Annotated in this window: 16 protein-coding genes; 7 read left to right on the top strand and 9 right to left on the bottom strand. The window is 34.5% G+C overall.

The window, feature by feature from the left end:
• Positions 1-263: 263 nt before the first annotated feature.
• From NADRNF5_RS02965 to NADRNF5_RS02975, 3 genes are all read right to left on the bottom strand, one after another.
• Positions 264-1,925, bottom strand: coding sequence for a DNA topoisomerase I (locus NADRNF5_RS02965; RefSeq protein ID WP_048115576.1), 1,662 nt, complete (start codon positions 1,923-1,925; stop codon positions 264-266).
• 77 nt (positions 1,926-2,002) lie between these two features.
• Positions 2,003-2,833: an SDR family oxidoreductase gene (locus NADRNF5_RS02970; protein WP_048115577.1), complete on the bottom strand. Its 831-nt coding sequence runs from the start codon at positions 2,831-2,833 to the stop codon at positions 2,003-2,005.
• A gap of 42 nt (positions 2,834-2,875) precedes the next feature.
• A complete protein-coding gene (locus NADRNF5_RS02975; protein ID WP_048115583.1) occupies positions 2,876-5,386 on the bottom strand; it encodes a DEAD/DEAH box helicase in 2,511 nt (836 codons plus the stop codon).
• Between the two features lie 95 nt (positions 5,387-5,481).
• On the opposite strand from NADRNF5_RS02975, the gene NADRNF5_RS02980 reads away from it, so the two are divergent.
• Positions 5,482-6,258: a DNA-methyltransferase gene (locus NADRNF5_RS02980; RefSeq protein ID WP_048115584.1), complete on the top strand. Its 777-nt coding sequence runs from the start codon at positions 5,482-5,484 to the stop codon at positions 6,256-6,258.
• Here the strand turns inward: NADRNF5_RS02980 and NADRNF5_RS02985 are convergent, their stop codons facing one another.
• A complete protein-coding gene (locus tag NADRNF5_RS02985; RefSeq protein ID WP_048115586.1) occupies positions 6,259-6,603 on the bottom strand; it encodes a Sec-independent protein translocase subunit TatA/TatB in 345 nt (114 codons plus the stop codon). It lies immediately after the preceding gene.
• A 129-nt stretch (positions 6,604-6,732) separates the two neighbouring features.
• On the opposite strand from NADRNF5_RS02985, the gene NADRNF5_RS02990 reads away from it, so the two are divergent.
• Positions 6,733-7,047: a P-II family nitrogen regulator gene (locus NADRNF5_RS02990; RefSeq protein ID WP_048118890.1), complete on the top strand. Its 315-nt coding sequence runs from the start codon at positions 6,733-6,735 to the stop codon at positions 7,045-7,047.
• Here NADRNF5_RS02990 and NADRNF5_RS02995 read toward each other — a convergent pair.
• From NADRNF5_RS02995 to NADRNF5_RS03005, 3 genes are read right to left on the bottom strand one after another with little or no spacing between them, the layout of a single operon-like run.
• Complete coding sequence (locus tag NADRNF5_RS02995; RefSeq protein ID WP_048115588.1) at positions 7,044-8,198, bottom strand: MFS transporter; 1,155 nt, start codon at positions 8,196-8,198, stop codon at positions 7,044-7,046. The genes NADRNF5_RS02990 and NADRNF5_RS02995 overlap by 4 nt on opposite strands.
• Positions 8,195-8,884 carry a class I SAM-dependent methyltransferase gene (locus NADRNF5_RS03000; protein ID WP_048115589.1) on the bottom strand — a complete coding sequence of 230 codons (690 nt, stop codon included), beginning with the start codon at positions 8,882-8,884 and terminating at the stop codon, positions 8,195-8,197. The genes NADRNF5_RS02995 and NADRNF5_RS03000 overlap by 4 nt, the downstream gene beginning before the upstream one ends.
• A gap of 50 nt (positions 8,885-8,934) precedes the next feature.
• Positions 8,935-9,660: an archaeal proteasome endopeptidase complex subunit alpha gene (locus NADRNF5_RS03005; RefSeq protein ID WP_048115590.1), complete on the bottom strand. Its 726-nt coding sequence runs from the start codon at positions 9,658-9,660 to the stop codon at positions 8,935-8,937.
• A gap of 104 nt (positions 9,661-9,764) precedes the next feature.
• On the opposite strand from NADRNF5_RS03005, the gene NADRNF5_RS03010 reads away from it, so the two are divergent.
• Positions 9,765-10,148 carry an ArsR/SmtB family transcription factor gene (locus tag NADRNF5_RS03010; protein ID WP_082051973.1) on the top strand — a complete coding sequence of 128 codons (384 nt, stop codon included), beginning with the start codon at positions 9,765-9,767 and terminating at the stop codon, positions 10,146-10,148.
• A 68-nt stretch (positions 10,149-10,216) separates the two neighbouring features.
• Entirely contained in the window at positions 10,217-11,491 is a 1,275-nt protein-coding gene (locus NADRNF5_RS03015) for a Glu/Leu/Phe/Val family dehydrogenase (protein ID WP_048115592.1), read from the top strand.
• Here the strand turns inward: NADRNF5_RS03015 and NADRNF5_RS03020 are convergent.
• Positions 11,488-11,865, bottom strand: coding sequence for a toprim domain-containing protein (locus NADRNF5_RS03020; protein WP_048115594.1), 378 nt, complete (start codon positions 11,863-11,865; stop codon positions 11,488-11,490). The genes NADRNF5_RS03015 and NADRNF5_RS03020 overlap by 4 nt on opposite strands.
• A gap of 50 nt (positions 11,866-11,915) precedes the next feature.
• Between NADRNF5_RS03020 and NADRNF5_RS03025 the strand changes: the two genes are divergently transcribed.
• From NADRNF5_RS03025 to NADRNF5_RS11090, 3 genes are all read left to right on the top strand, one after another.
• On the top strand, positions 11,916-12,599 hold the full coding sequence (locus NADRNF5_RS03025; RefSeq protein ID WP_048115596.1) for a type 1 glutamine amidotransferase: 684 nt from the start codon (positions 11,916-11,918) through the stop codon (positions 12,597-12,599).
• A gap of 69 nt (positions 12,600-12,668) precedes the next feature.
• Positions 12,669-13,841, top strand: coding sequence for a tyrosine-type recombinase/integrase (locus NADRNF5_RS03030; protein ID WP_048115599.1), 1,173 nt, complete (start codon positions 12,669-12,671; stop codon positions 13,839-13,841).
• A gap of 353 nt (positions 13,842-14,194) precedes the next feature.
• Positions 14,195-14,347 carry a hypothetical protein gene (locus NADRNF5_RS11090; RefSeq protein ID WP_160289379.1) on the top strand — a complete coding sequence of 51 codons (153 nt, stop codon included), beginning with the start codon at positions 14,195-14,197 and terminating at the stop codon, positions 14,345-14,347.
• Positions 14,348-14,393: 46 nt separating this feature from the next.
• On the opposite strand, the gene NADRNF5_RS03035 is transcribed toward NADRNF5_RS11090, so the two are convergent.
• Entirely contained in the window at positions 14,394-14,783 is a 390-nt protein-coding gene (locus tag NADRNF5_RS03035; protein WP_048115601.1) for a winged helix-turn-helix transcriptional regulator, read from the bottom strand.
• Between the last annotated feature and the right edge of the window lie 48 nt (positions 14,784-14,831).

Raw genomic sequence — 14,831 nt, forward strand, 5'->3', positions numbered from 1 at the left:
CAGGCGTCTTAATTACAACACTATTTTTAGAATGGGTTTCGCAATTTGAGTAATTCTCACTTTAGACTCAAGAATAAAATCCACTTGCAGTTTCGAACTCGCGACCTCCAGATTATGAGTATTGCCTTAGTTGGAGAACCGTTAGAGATTACCAAGCGAACTGGCACTCTAACCAGGCTGAGCTACCCCGGCATACTATATGCCTAAAAATCTGGGAAATTAAATGATTCTAAAATATATTGATTAATTATTAGGTGTAAAGTTTACTTTATTTCATTCCATTTTACATTTTCATTTTTGACCCAGAGGAATTTCTTTTGTAGTGCTGATGTGTATAGTTTCTCCCACTCAGCACCTACCTCATCAGTCCATGCCTTGAATACACGAGGATCGATATAATTTCTCAAAGATGTTCCGATGTTGTAGTCTTTGGTTTTTTCAGACAAATCAATTTGTAATTCTAATTTTTGCAATCTCTCTTTTTGTTTCTTCTTTTGTTTTCTGATTTGTTCATTTAGAGTCTTGATTCTTTTCTCTTTATTCTTCTTTTGAGTATCTGTCTTTGGTTCGGATGTCTGTACTTTTTTTAGTGTCTCTTCAGTCTTCTTCCAGGCTTCTTCTTTCTTTACTTTTTTTAGTGTGTCTCTTTTCTTTTGTAATGATTGCTCGAAAGTTTTTGGAATTGTTCTTTTATGATTACACATCATAGCTGCCTCAAGGTTTGCTAATTTTGCATGGTATAGTTTCTCAGTAGCAGTCTTTCCTTTCATCTTGTCATGCTCTACCAGATAGTTCTTGACAACTGTAGTTGCCAAGTATGTTCTGAATACCTTTGCAGTTAATCCCTTTACAATACTTGAATAATATGCGTTGACGTGTCTTGATGTGATGTCATCGAAGATCTCATCTTTTGGTTTTTTCTTTTCAATCAGTTTCTTTAGATTCTCTTGAAATTGTTTATCATGTCCTTCTGCTACAACTGTCTCTTGCCATCTTACACTATCCTTACCTAGAAAATCAAACTCTATGGTATTTGCAGTAATTTTGATGTGTTCCTTTCTAAGGGTAGTGGCACCTACAGTATCTGCCTCGTCTGGATCTTTTTCGTCTCCTACCCTCATTGCGGTTCTGTAAATTAAATAACAGGCAGTTGCAATTCTGCTGATCTTTGGATCCTTACTCTTCATGTCTACAACAATCTTGTCTTTAATTTTGTCAATCTCCTTTGCAAGCTTTACTGCCTTTTCGTACTTTTCTTTATCTCTGTCTTGTTTTAGTCCTGCAGTATCTGCAAGCCATACATATTTTCTTTTTTGTGTGAGAAAATCCATCCAGCTTGCAAGCCACATGGAGTCCTTATCATGAATAATCTTCCCCCATTTACCTTCAGGTACTTTGGCTTCTTTTCCTAGATTTAGTGTAACATCTTTTGCAGTTACTCTGGGTTTCCATCTTCCTCTAAGTGGGTGTTCTCCTCTTCCAATAAAGATTCCCGGAGGTTCTGCCATGTAGTTTCCTACTTCTACTTCTTTGCCATCCATTATGGCAATTCCGTATTTTACTTTCAATTTTTCTCGCAATTCTTTTCTTTTTGCAGCAAGTGCTTTCTTCTCTTCTTTAGTCATCATCTCTTTGAGATCCTTTTCCTTGTCTACTATTTTGTAGGCATTTGAAAAATCAATGTCTTCATATGATATTTTTTTAAATTTAGAATCTAGAGTTTTTGCAAAATCTGCAGTAAAGTTTTTTTGAAAAACCTTGTCCTGAGCATACGGGGTGTCCTTCTTTTTTGCCCACTGATATACCATCTCCTCTTGATTGACATCAAGTGATACTGTCTCACCTTTGATCTTGATTGTAAATCCCTGTGCCTCATATTCAGGTGGGAATAAGATTCCATTATGTTGTAGCGTTTTCCATTTCATTTTTTTCACATTAAAATTGCGGACTTTGATGAAAACTCTATTCTATGTGTATATCAATTTAACGTACAAGTGCTATTTCAGCCTGGAAATAGCTCTTTACTGAGATATTTTTCAAATTCTATGTCTGTTTTCATCTTTTTTGCTTCCAAGAACATGGCAGCATCAGTTCCTACGATGTATCGGGGCAGCATTTCATCATCATGAATTGCTTTGATGATTACTTTGGCAACTTCAGAAGGTGGTGTTCCCATCTGTACCATCATCTTTAGTCCTGAGAGAATATGCTCAGTAATTTCTTTGTATTTTGGATCTTTCTTTGATTCTGGAATCTTCATTGATTCAAAAAAGTTTGTTTTGATCACTCCGGGTTCAATCAGAGTCGTCCTTATTCCGAACTGTCCGAGTTCGTATCGTAGGCATTCGCCTAAACCTTCTAATGCAAACTTTGAACTAATATATGCCGGAGATCCTGGAAGGCCCATTCTTCCTGCAACTGAACTAATGTTGATGATGTTTCCTGATTTTTGTTTTCTCATTATTGGTGCAACCTCTTGAATTATTCTTACAATGCTAAAGAAATTGGTCTCAAATTGTTTTCTAAAATCATCAACAGATACATCTTCTGTGCATCCAAATTGACCATATCCCGCATTGTTTACTAGAACATCTAATCTTTGACAATCTGAAATTATTTTTTTTATTGCAGAAATTATTGATTCTTCTTTGTCTACGTCTAACTGAATTATTTCAATTGATAGATTTTCTTTTTTTGCAGCTTGCTCTAACTCGACTCCTTTTTTTATATCTCTCATACTTGCAAAAGTTTTGTAGCCATCCCTTGCAAGTGCTAATGCAGCTTCTAATCCAATACCTGAAGAACTGCCTGTAACTAGAGCTACTTTTTCCATGTAATTGTTATATTTTTGGTCTATTTATCCCATTTTGATTTGTTATACTAGTGGCCTATCCCCTTCTGTGGGATCTATTAATTCTGTTTTCTCCCCTTTGTTTATTCTCTCAAGAATCTCCAACGCCGAATATTTGTGAAGAAATTCATTATTGTTTCCACATCTATATGAGAACGTACATCGTGGGCATCCTGACTCATTTTTGCAAGGGCATTCCTTTACGATGTGCATGCTTCTCTCAAGGGCCTTCTCAAATCTGTCGTACAATGCCTTACTTGCACCACTACCTCCAATAGCACCGTCATAGATGAAAATCAAGCCTGAAGTACCTAGTGATATTCCCCCCAAGTCTTGAGAGACACCTCCTGTTATCATGTTGCTTCCCTCGATTACAACATGCTCTGTTGCATGGTATCCACTGGCTTCAGCATAATCTTCATCCTCTGCTTTTTCTATAACTTTGAGCGGTCTTGGTGCATGAAAGACAATTCCTTTGGTGATAAAATCATATTCTAATGGTGCGTCTAGCATGACTTTTTCACCTTGAGTAATTTCTTGCCCCAACTCGATATTGACATATCCGTAAACTTTCTTTTGAATATGCAATTTACAAAACGCAACTTCTACCCCGTTTGCAATTCTTTTCTCAAAAATAGTTTCTATAGTTGGCCATTCTTCAGTCAATGATTTTGTATAGTATGGATAGTCTCGTGAAATTTTTTCTAGCCTTGCCATATTTTTTTTAGGATAATCAAATTCTTTTACTCTGTAACGAATACCTGCTAAAAAATAGATTGCATCCTTGTGTAATTCTTCTAATGCAATTGGTAGAACTCTGTCTCCAACTTTTCTATCTGATAGGAATATATCAATTGATTTTCCAATCCCTCTGATGCTGAATTCATTTAACATGGAATTTATTTTGTCAAAATTGGGAACAATTCTGTTGTTAAAAATTTTCAGATTTTCTTTGATAATGTGATGCTCTATTACTTCTTGATGTTCTTTTAGTTCATGCTTTGATATTGGTCTGTCGCATGCCATTGCCAACACTTGAAATTCTTCTACGAATGGATTTTTTGGATCAATGTATGTTTTCTCAATGTCTTCAAAATAATCATCAGGATGATTTTTGTAGTATTGTGATATTGGGTCATTACCCAATGCCAAAAATGCATATCCTCTTTGCCCTTTTCTAGCAGCTCTGCCTATCCTTTGGATTAGTCTATTGACTGGAATGGTAGATGAAATCACACAATCTACATTTCCTACATCTATGCCTAACTCAAGCGTGGGAGTACAAGAAATTGCCTGTAACTTGTCTTCTTTGAATTGCTTTTCTACTGAAGTTCTATAGTTTGCCATCAGTCCAGCTCGATGAACTTTGATGTTGACTTTTTGTTTTTTTGCTTGAATTGCTAATAGTTCAGAGTTTAGATGCGAGTTGTTAAAGACCATGGTCTTGTGATTTTTTTCAGTCAACTTCTTTGTCAGTTCCACCATGAGTTTTCTTTGAGTTCTAAGTGATGGAAATAGCATCACAAAATTTGTTTGACCTTTTTTTCCAGATCCATGAATAATTTGCATCTTCTCACCAAATAACTTCTCACAAAATTTCTTTGCATCATCTAAAGTTGCAGATGCTGCAACAAACTGTAGCTTGCTGCTGCAAATTCTTTTGAGTCTTTTTATGATATAGTGTACATTGGAACCAAAAATTCCTGAATAGACATGTGCCTCATCTACAATTAGAATTCTAGTGGATGACAGTAGAGATGAAAACTTTGTCTGATGCCACATGTGATAATGCAATACATCAAAATTTGTAACTAAAATTTGAGGAGGGTTGTCAATTATATCTCGTCTGTCTGGAAGTTTGGTGTCTCCATCAAAAACTTTGACATCTACTCCAATCTTTTCTGCAAATTTTTGAATTTTTGGGAATTGATCTCGTGCTAAAGCTTTTGTTGGATAAACAAAAATTGCAAAAACATTTCCTTCATTTGCCTCTTTTTTTATTCTTTGAATTACTGGAATCAAAAATGCTTCTGTTTTTCCAGATGCGGTGGGTGCCTCAATTACAACATTTTCACCAAATGTGATTTCTTGAATTGCCTCTTCTTGATATTTGTAAAATTGCCCAATCTTTAATTCTTTGAGATGCTCTGAAATCGATTCATCAAGTCCCATCTCTTCGATTTTTGAGCCCATTTTAGGCTCGGGATTCTTCAAAACTTTGTATTCTGAGATATAGTCTTTCTTTGAAAATAATATCTCTTCAGTAATTTTATCTGGCTTGTTATTTCCTATCATCTCTTTGATTTCATTTTCTGCTCTGATGATTCCCTCTTCTTTTAGCCCTTCTGATAGTCCTACGGTTGTGACTAGACCCTTATCAAAACGTGAGAGAAATTCAAGAAATACTTCGTCTATGTTTTTTGAAAATTCAAGTAGATCCTCGATGCCGCATTTTCCACAAGAAACATGCATTTTTTTGTTAAATGTTTTCTGTATCTCTATCTTTGACTTACATTTTGGACATGAGAATTTCAAGATCTAATTGATAGTTTTTGATTGGTGATTTATTGTTTAATCATAACTATGTACCCATGACATTATTAAGCTAGGAAATAGTCTTGAATTTAAAAATGAAAAAAATTGAAATTAACAAAATTTACAACCTGAACTGTATTGAGGGAATGAACTTAATTCCTAAAAATAAGATTGATCTTGTAATTACCGATCCTCCATTTGCCATAAATTTTAAGGCAAAAAAAGCAAATTATAACAGAACTTCATCACGTGTATTGTCCGGTTACAACGAAATCAAGGCTAAAGATTACTATGATTTCACTTTTGCATGGATGAGTGAGGTTTTTCGAATCCTAAAAGATTCTGGAAGCATGTATGTTTTTTCTGGATGGAATAATCTTAAAGATATTCTCCGTGCATTAGATGATGTGGGATTTACAACCATAAATCACATTATTTGGAAATATCAGTTTGGTGTTGTCACAAAAAGAAAATTTGTCACTTCTCATTACCATTGTCTCTATGTGTGCAAAGATGATAAAAAACGAAAATTCTTTCCCTTTACTAGATTTGGCAAAGATGAAAAAACAAAAGATGGTCGAAGTCTTCATTATAGAGACAAAGAAGATGTTTGGGATATCAAAAGGGAATATTGGACAGGGGATGAAAAGACACCTACTAAACTTCCATCTGAATTAATTCAAAAACTTTTGGAATACTCTAGTGACAAAAAAGATATTGTTTTTGATCCATTTCTTGGATCCGGACAAGTTGCAGTAGTCAGCAAGTCTCTTAATCGACGCTATCTTGGTTTTGAAATAGTTCCTGACTATTACAAATTTGCCAAAAAGCGACTCGATAAAAACATGTACAGAATAAAAAATTCAAAATAATTATTTCTTTTCAGGCTCATCGATTCTTTTTTGACCTATTTTTTCTGATATGTTTTTTCGAATCTCTTCATCTGTTTTACCTTCTGTTTTCACTCCAGCTGATTTTGCAATCATTTCTAACTTTTCTCTTTCTGTTTCAACTGGCCCTGAAATTTTTGGTGATTCTTCAGTAACATCTTTCATCTGATCTTGAATTTCGTTTTTTGCTTTATTGTACTCATTAACTGCTTTTCCTAGTTTTCTTGCAGTTCCGGGAAGCTTTCCAGTCCCCAAAATCAAAACAAGGGCTACAAAAATTATGATTAGCCATTCACTTCCACCCACATTTAGTGAATACTCTATCATATTCTGATATGGCAAAATTTGAAATTAAACGTAATGTTGTAGTTTCATGCCTAGAAATGCATATTTTTATTGAATATCATATATGAGAAGCACTTATTGATTTAAATAAATTCAAAACTGATGATTGATATGAAAAAAGTTGAAGCAATCGTTCAATCTGGCGCAAAAGATGCAGTAGTTGCTGCAATCAAAAAAGTTGGTGTTGGTGGTGTAACTACTTATCAAGTTCAAGGTCAAGGCGCACAAGATCCTCCCTTAGTTGGACAATATTTCAGCAGAGATATGATAGTCTGTGTTGTTGACGATCCTAAACTAGATGATGTGATCGATGCAATTGCAAATGTTGCATGTACTGGAACCAAAGGTGATGGTAAAGTCTTCGTTACAGACATTTGTGACGCACTTGATATCTGCACTAAAAAACGTGGAACAATGGATATCTAATTCAAAACTCTTTGCGGTTCTAGTTTCTTTCTAGATATTATTGCAAATACTGCAACCCCAATCCCTATTATACAAAATAAGACATATGGCATTTCATTTCCAAATGATTGGGATATTGGACCTCCCATTGTTGGTCCTATTGCCCACCCCATACCGAAAATAGTTTCATAAGCGCCAATTATTTTTCCTGATATTGCTTTTCTTGTCTTACTCAAGATTATTTCTAATGTAAGTGGGAAGAAAATACTGAATCCAAAACCCATCAAAACCAATGCAATTCCAAAAGCAATGATTGATTCGGCATAAATTGATATTGCCAAACCGATTGATACTGCAATCGTTCCTGCAATCAAAGTCTGACTAGTATATCTTGCAAACTTTCCCGCAAGTGCGAGAGAACCGACTCGAGATATCCCAAAAACAAAATACAGCAATAAAATATCTGATGCAGTCATTCCTCTGTCATTTAGAAATGCAGGAAAAATCGTGAGAATTATCCCAAAGGAGGATGTGCAAAAAATCAATAAGATTATGACTTCGGGAAATTTCTTCATTTGTTTAATTGATGAAAAAGAAAATCCCTCATGATGATTTCTAACACTTTTTCTTGAGGCTAAAAGAGATGTAATTATTCCTGCTGCTAGAATAAATGCTGCAATTTGGAATAAAATTCTGTACGTAATGTCTAGGCTCTCAAGGAATAGTGTTCCAAGTAATGGACCGACCATAAATCCAATTACAAAAAACATTGTAAACCAAGAAATATTTCTGACTCTGTTTTTCTCAGAACTTTCATTTGATATTATGGACTCACAAGGTGGCCAAAAAAATGCATGAGCAATTCCAGTTATGACTCGAAATCCCATAATCTCGGGAACTGATTGTGCGATAGATAGAAGATATATTGATGCTGAATTCATTGCAGCTCCTACTGCAAGTAAATATCCGTTGTTGATTCTATCTAAAAGAATTCCTACAAACAATGGAATGAACATGTAGGGAATGAAGTTTGTTAATCCGATTAAACCAAGTTCTGAATATGTTGCGCCGATGACATTCTTTGCAAATACTGGTAGGATTGGACCATGAAGTCCGTATGAGATTCCAATTATTAGGCCAGTGATGTTAACTAGAATCAGTACTTTGTTCATTTGTATGCGGCAACCATTATTGCGCCACCCATAAGATCTTTCTCAAATTCAACTCTAGAAAATTTTTCTAGAATCAGTCCTTCAAGTTTTTTGTTTGCAGGCCATCTCTTGAATGTTCCATATAATGTTCCAAACTTCAATCCTAATCTTCCACCTGCGATAAATGCAAGAATTGGTAGAATGCATCGAAGATAAAATGAAACTCCTGCTCTGATGAATGCATTATCTGGTTTTCCTAAATCTACAATTACAAATCTTCCATCTTTTTTTAAAACTCTATGAATTTCTGAAATTGCAATTCTCAAATTGATTGCATCCCTTAAAGAATATCCGCACAAAACGGCATCGAACTCTTCATCTCTAAACGGAATGTGCTCAAATACACCATTTGCCATATCTGGATGTTCATCAAAATGACTGCTAGTATTTTTTAGCATTGGTACAAGTGGATCATATAGTGTAATTAAAATTTCCCCATCCGTTAATTTCAAAGCAGTCTTTGACATGTTGCCAAAACCAGAGCCTGCATCAAGGATCTTGTTTCCTGGAAGAACTCTTCCTGAAATTCCCCGATTTCTATGTTCAACATCTTTTCCTAAAGAGATAATAGAATTTACTTTGTCATAAACTGGAATAATTTCTCGAAGTACTTCCATTACTTCGCCCCAATAACTTCCTAAACCCATAATTTATCGTCTCAGTAAATTAATTTGAAAAGTTTTCAAATCTAAAACTTCTATTGAGTATCAAACTTTGATGCGTTTTTAGAATAATTTTCCACGTCTGCTTGAGAAATTTTCTCAAAGACTTTAGATTCTGCAGTTATCTTTGCCATCTTTACATTATTTGCACCATCTTTTTGTTCAGCCTTTAGATTAATTGCTGCAATAGCTAATGCTGCTGCATCATCCAAACTCATATCTTCGTTGTAGAATTTCTCCAAAAATTCATTGACATCTTCTGCACCTGCACCAATTGCAACTGCTGAATATTGTAGATAAGTTCCACTAGGATCTGTAACATAGATTGATTCTCCTTTCTGATCAATTCCTGCAATGATCATAGATACTCCATTTGGACGTACTCCGCCATATTGTGTAAATTGATGTGCTTGATCAGCTAAATGTTTTGCAACTGTAGCAACTTCAACTGATTCATCATATGTCATTCTATTTCCTTGTGAAAAGAATCTTGCACTGTCTACTTGAACACGTGCATCTGGAATATATCCTGCTGCTGCAACTCCTATATGATAATCAACTTGAAAAATCTTCTGTGTAATATTTTTAGTTTGTAATGGACGTGGTTTTTCCTCTACTGCTAGAATAACTCCTTCTTTGCTGAGAATTCCGATTGCAATAGTTCCCCTTTTTACAGTTTCAATTGCATACTCTACTTGGTAAATTCTGCCATCTGGAGAATACATGGTTGGAGTCATATCGTAACCACGTGATGCCATCATGATATCACGAGTCCATTCTCAGTCAATTTAAGGGTAATTGTCTTGCCTGAATATGGAAAAGATCTGGAAATAGGGTTTTAAGCCAAATTCTCTATTTTTAATTGATGGCAAACCAACTCCTAGAATTCAAAGAAATTCTTAGATCAAGACAAATTTCTCCTCAAAGAAAATCTGACAAGCAGACGAGGAAATTACTACTTTACTTATTCACAAGTACTAGAGGGGGCTTTACTAGATTACGGATAATAATTCATCTGCTTGATAAGCCATACAATACACATCAATTAGCACAAGCACTTGAACTTGATTACAAAGCGGTTCAACATCATTTGAAAGTACTTGAAAAAAATAACCTGGTTTCTAAAATCGGTGAAAAATATGGGGCAATTTATCATCTATCAAACTTCCTTGAAGTAAATATTCATACATTGGAGGAAGCAATAGATAAGCTAGATAGAAAAATTAATCAGAAAAAAGTATACATTTGATTTTATTCTTTTGCGATCTGAAATTTTTCATGAAACTTAATATAATATGCTAAATTTTAAAAATTATCTTGGTCAAGCATGATCCGTTTGCAAATGCAACAAAGCAAGTTAACGATGCTTGTGATATTTTAGGAATTAAAGATAAAGGATTGCGTGAATATCTTGCAATGCCCAACAAAGTTTTGAGAGTAAAGATTCCAGTAAAGATGGATAATGGAAAAATTAGAGTTTTCACAGGTTTTAGAAGTCAGCATAATAATGATAGAGGACCATACAAAGGAGGCATTCGTTACTTTAACCCAGAAGGTGGTGTTGAATACATGGAACGCGAAGTTATGGCTTTGTCATCATGGATGACTTGGAAGTGTGCCATTGTAGATGTTCCATTAGGTGGTGGCAAAGGTGGCATCTATGTTAATCCTAAAACTGAAAAGATTAGTGAAGCAGAACTTGAAAGATTAACAAGAGGATTTGCATTCAAAATTTCTGAGATCATTGGTCCTGCAAAAGATATTCCAGCTCCTGATGTTTACACAACTGGAAGAGAAATGACTCAAATCATGGATACATTTAGCAAACTAAACGGTAATCAATATTCTCCAGGTGTTATCACTGGAAAACCAATCACTATGGGTGGTTCTCTAGCAAGAAATGTTGCTACTGGTTTAGGTGCAGCATATACTGTTAGAGAAGCGGCAAAGGCAATCAAACTAAATCTAAAAGGTGCTAAAGTTGTTTTACAAGGATTTGGAAATGCATCTACATTTGCAGGTGAATATCTTGAAAAAATGGGTGCAAAAATTATTGGTGTTAGTGACTCTAAAGGATCTATCTCAATTCCAAATGGCGCCAAAGTCAGTAAAATTTTAGAGCATAAACAAAAACATGGCTCTGTTGTAGGATTTCCAGGAAGCAAAAAAATCAGCACTGAAGAATTACTTACTACAAAATGTGATGTTCTAGTTCCAGGTGCACTTGAAAATCAAATCAATGCAAAGATTGCAAAGAATCTAAAATGTAAAATTATTGCAGAAGCTGCAAACGGTCCGACATTACCTGAAGCAGATCCAATTATTTATCAAAAGAAAATCCTAGTAATTCCGGATATTCTTGCAAACTCTGGTGGTGTATGTATCTCATATCTTGAATGGGTTCAAAATAACATGGGTTACTATTGGAGCTTTGATGAGGTTGCAAACAAGATGGAGAAAAATATCACTAAGGGATTCAAAGATGCATATGAAATGTCAAAGAAACACAAAGTTGACATGAGAAAGGCTACTATGGCTTTAGCTGTACAAAGAGTAGTTGATGCATTTGAAGAAAGAGGAATTTGGCCTTAAACAAGAAAAGATTCGTAGCAAACTAGTTGTTCAATAAACATTATTTTTCCTTTTGTAATCTCCCTTAGTTTTCTTTTGTAAGAAAGATCAATCTTTGTTCTTCTTTGTAGTAGATGGATTGTTTTTCCAGTAAGGTACCTTCCTTTTTTATCTCTATCAAAAAGGATTATGAGGCTTTCATATTTTGCCGCACTATCTGTAAAGTCTATTATTCCTTTGAACTTGTGAAATTCTAAAATTTTTCCTAGGAAACCTACCTTTCTTAATGCTCTGCAATCCCTTTTCCCTTCAACAACTACTACGCAATCTGTTTTAGAATTTAGTTGAAAAACAAAATTCTTCAATTCTGCAATTTCCTGTTCAGAAACTAGCACATCATGTAATGTAGTTCTAACATATTAAGCACTTTTGGAAATAGAAAATAATGTCTGATGTCCTACTTGTACAAAATACCCGAATTGAAGGTTCAGGTTATCTCGGTGAACTATTACAAAAAGATGGATTTGAAATTGTATCTGTAAATGCAAAGCATGAAAAACTTCCAGACAGGGCTTTCTCTATGGTTGTTATTTTAGGTGCACCTGAAAGTGCAAATGATGATTTGCCTTATCTGCGAGCAGAACAACAACTAATCAAAAAATCTGTTGAAAATAATACCCCTGTGATTGGAATTTGTTTGGGTTCACAACTAATTGCAAAATCATTTGGTGGCAAAGTGTATCCTGGACCAAGAAAAGAAATTGGATTTTACAATGATTTGAAAATAAACAATAATGCCCCTCTTTTCAAAGGATTCACAAATCCATTTACTGTATTTCATTGGCATGGTGATACTTTTGATTTACCTAATGGTGCTGTTAATCTGGCCTCATCTGAGAATTATCCCAATCAGGCATTTCAATACAAGAGTGCTGTTGGATTACAGTTTCACTTAGAGGTAAATGAGGAGATGGTGAATCTTTGGCTTGATAATACAGAAGAAAAACTACAAAAAATCCCATACATCGATCCACAAAAAATTCGCTTAGACATTGTTGAAAATATTTCAACTGTAAAATCAAATATGAAGAATTTTTACAACAATTTCAAAACGTCATTTGACCTTTGACCAAAGTTTAATATACAAAACTTTGTTGTTCACCAAAATTTAATAACAAATTTTGCAATACAATGATACTTGCGCAAAAAAACAATCACTATCTCATATGATTTTGAAACATTTGATACCGTAAAAAGATGGAAAAGAGAACTGGCAAGACGTGGTGTTAATGGTACTTTGTCTGCAAACACCTGGAAAAACGTCACATACTGGATGACCCGATTACTCAAACATTCAGGCAAAACCCCTGATGAATTAATCAAAGAAGCCACCCAAGATACGGAACTTGCCGAAGATAGGCTGGCAGAACTATTTTCTTGGTGCAAAGACATGGGGCAAGATGCCAATTCATGCATAATTGGAATCTATGGGACATTGCGAGGATTTTATTCCCACAACAAAATTGATACTAGATCCTGGCATTCGCCAAAAATGAGACCAAAAGAGGTAGATCAGACTGATGCAAACTATCCTTTATTCTCAATAAATGAAGATACACGAAAACTAGTCCTAAACAAGCAATTACTACGAGATTTTCTCAAATCTCTTAATCGAAGAGATGAAGTGATTGCAATGTGTTTGATGTCTTCTGGTCTTGATATTGGAGATTTAATAAAATTGAATCTTGATTTTGTCAGGGGTCAAGATGAACACAAGAGACTGTTTGTGTCGAATTTTAGAAGCAAAAATGGTGAATGGATTCGAACCTTTATTGGAGTAGAGGCTACAAAGGGACTTAGAAAATACATCAAGCAAAACAGAAAAGATGCTGAAGACTCTGAACCTATCTTTGTATCTAATATCCGAGATAATAATACGCGTATGGATTCAGCAAATATTGCGACTAATTTCCGAATTGCTCAAGAGAGACTGGGAATTTTCCTTACTCCAAAAAAGCAAGGTCCGCTTAGACCCAAAAGACTACGTAAGGTGTTTCGTACTGCATGCCAGATTGCCGCAGTTGGTGATGATATGACACGAGTATTTATGGGACAAAAAAGTCAGTCATCTAAAATATATCTCTCAAAATCAAAAGAGGAACTGGAAATATTCTATGAGATGGTGGAGCCATTTCTTACTCTTTACACTGAAACTACAGACGATCAAGCAATAAGTAAACTCAAACAGGAATTCCATCAAGAGCGCAAAGAACTATTGCAGAACTATGAAATTCTTTTAATGAAATTTCAAAATATGAGCAAACGACTAGACACCATTGATAGTGTTGTCTATAACTCAAACACTGCTTAGAATTAGTATCTACACTTGTTTTTGACTTGATATTTTTGTGGTTCTGTTAAGATTTGTATTTGGTTCAAATTCCTCTTAGAGTACATATGTGATAGGTATAGACAAGTAGAATACGTTAATTTTTTTAGAATGAATTTGGCCATTTTCTTAAATGTCTTTTTGAATTGATTATTTTATGGCTCAAGTATGTACTGGATTATGTAGTAGATTCAAACCTAATTCATATACAAATAATTTACGTTACAAAATTGGTCAAAAATGGTGTTCATTATGTGCATTGTTTTTTATGACACAAGAAACTATTTGTCCCTGCTGTAAAACACGTCTTAGATCAAAGCCCAGGAGTAAACGAGATGAAGTGCCAAGAATGTGATCATGAAAAAGGGAAATGTGACTGTCTTTGTTGCTGCTCTATCTCACAGATTGGATGTCCATATTGTGTCTTACCAGTTTTAGGATATAGACAAATTAAAAAAATTATTAGAAAAATAAAAAACCCTTCTTAATTAATTCCATTATTCTATACTAAATTCAGTTTTTTTCATTTCAATTCTAATTTAATTTTGGTGAAGGTATGTTGAAAACCTGTTTTACTGTTCTTGATTTACCATCTTTGAAGACTTGTTTAGGATAGTGTTTCATTGAGAATGCTGCCATCTGTAATAATATTCCCTGAAGATCTTTGCCCTTGTTTGTAAGATGATATTCTACACGAATTGGAATCTCATCATACACATCTCGTGAAATTAATCCTGCTCTTTCCATTTCTTTTAGTCTTGCAGAAAGCGTTTTGGGGTTTATCTCCTCAATGTGATCTAGGAATTGATTAAATCTAGTATGATCCCTCATTGCCATATTTCTGATAATGTGTATGGTGAATTTTTTTCCAATAATTTTGAAGGTATTGTCCACTGGACAGTTTTTAATTGCATCCAAATTCATATATGCATTTGAAGAATTTTGTATATAATGCTTACCTTTCTATAGTTA

Source organism: Nitrosopumilus adriaticus (genome assembly GCF_000956175.1).
Lineage (GTDB): Archaea > Thermoproteota > Nitrososphaeria > Nitrososphaerales > Nitrosopumilaceae > Nitrosopumilus > Nitrosopumilus adriaticus.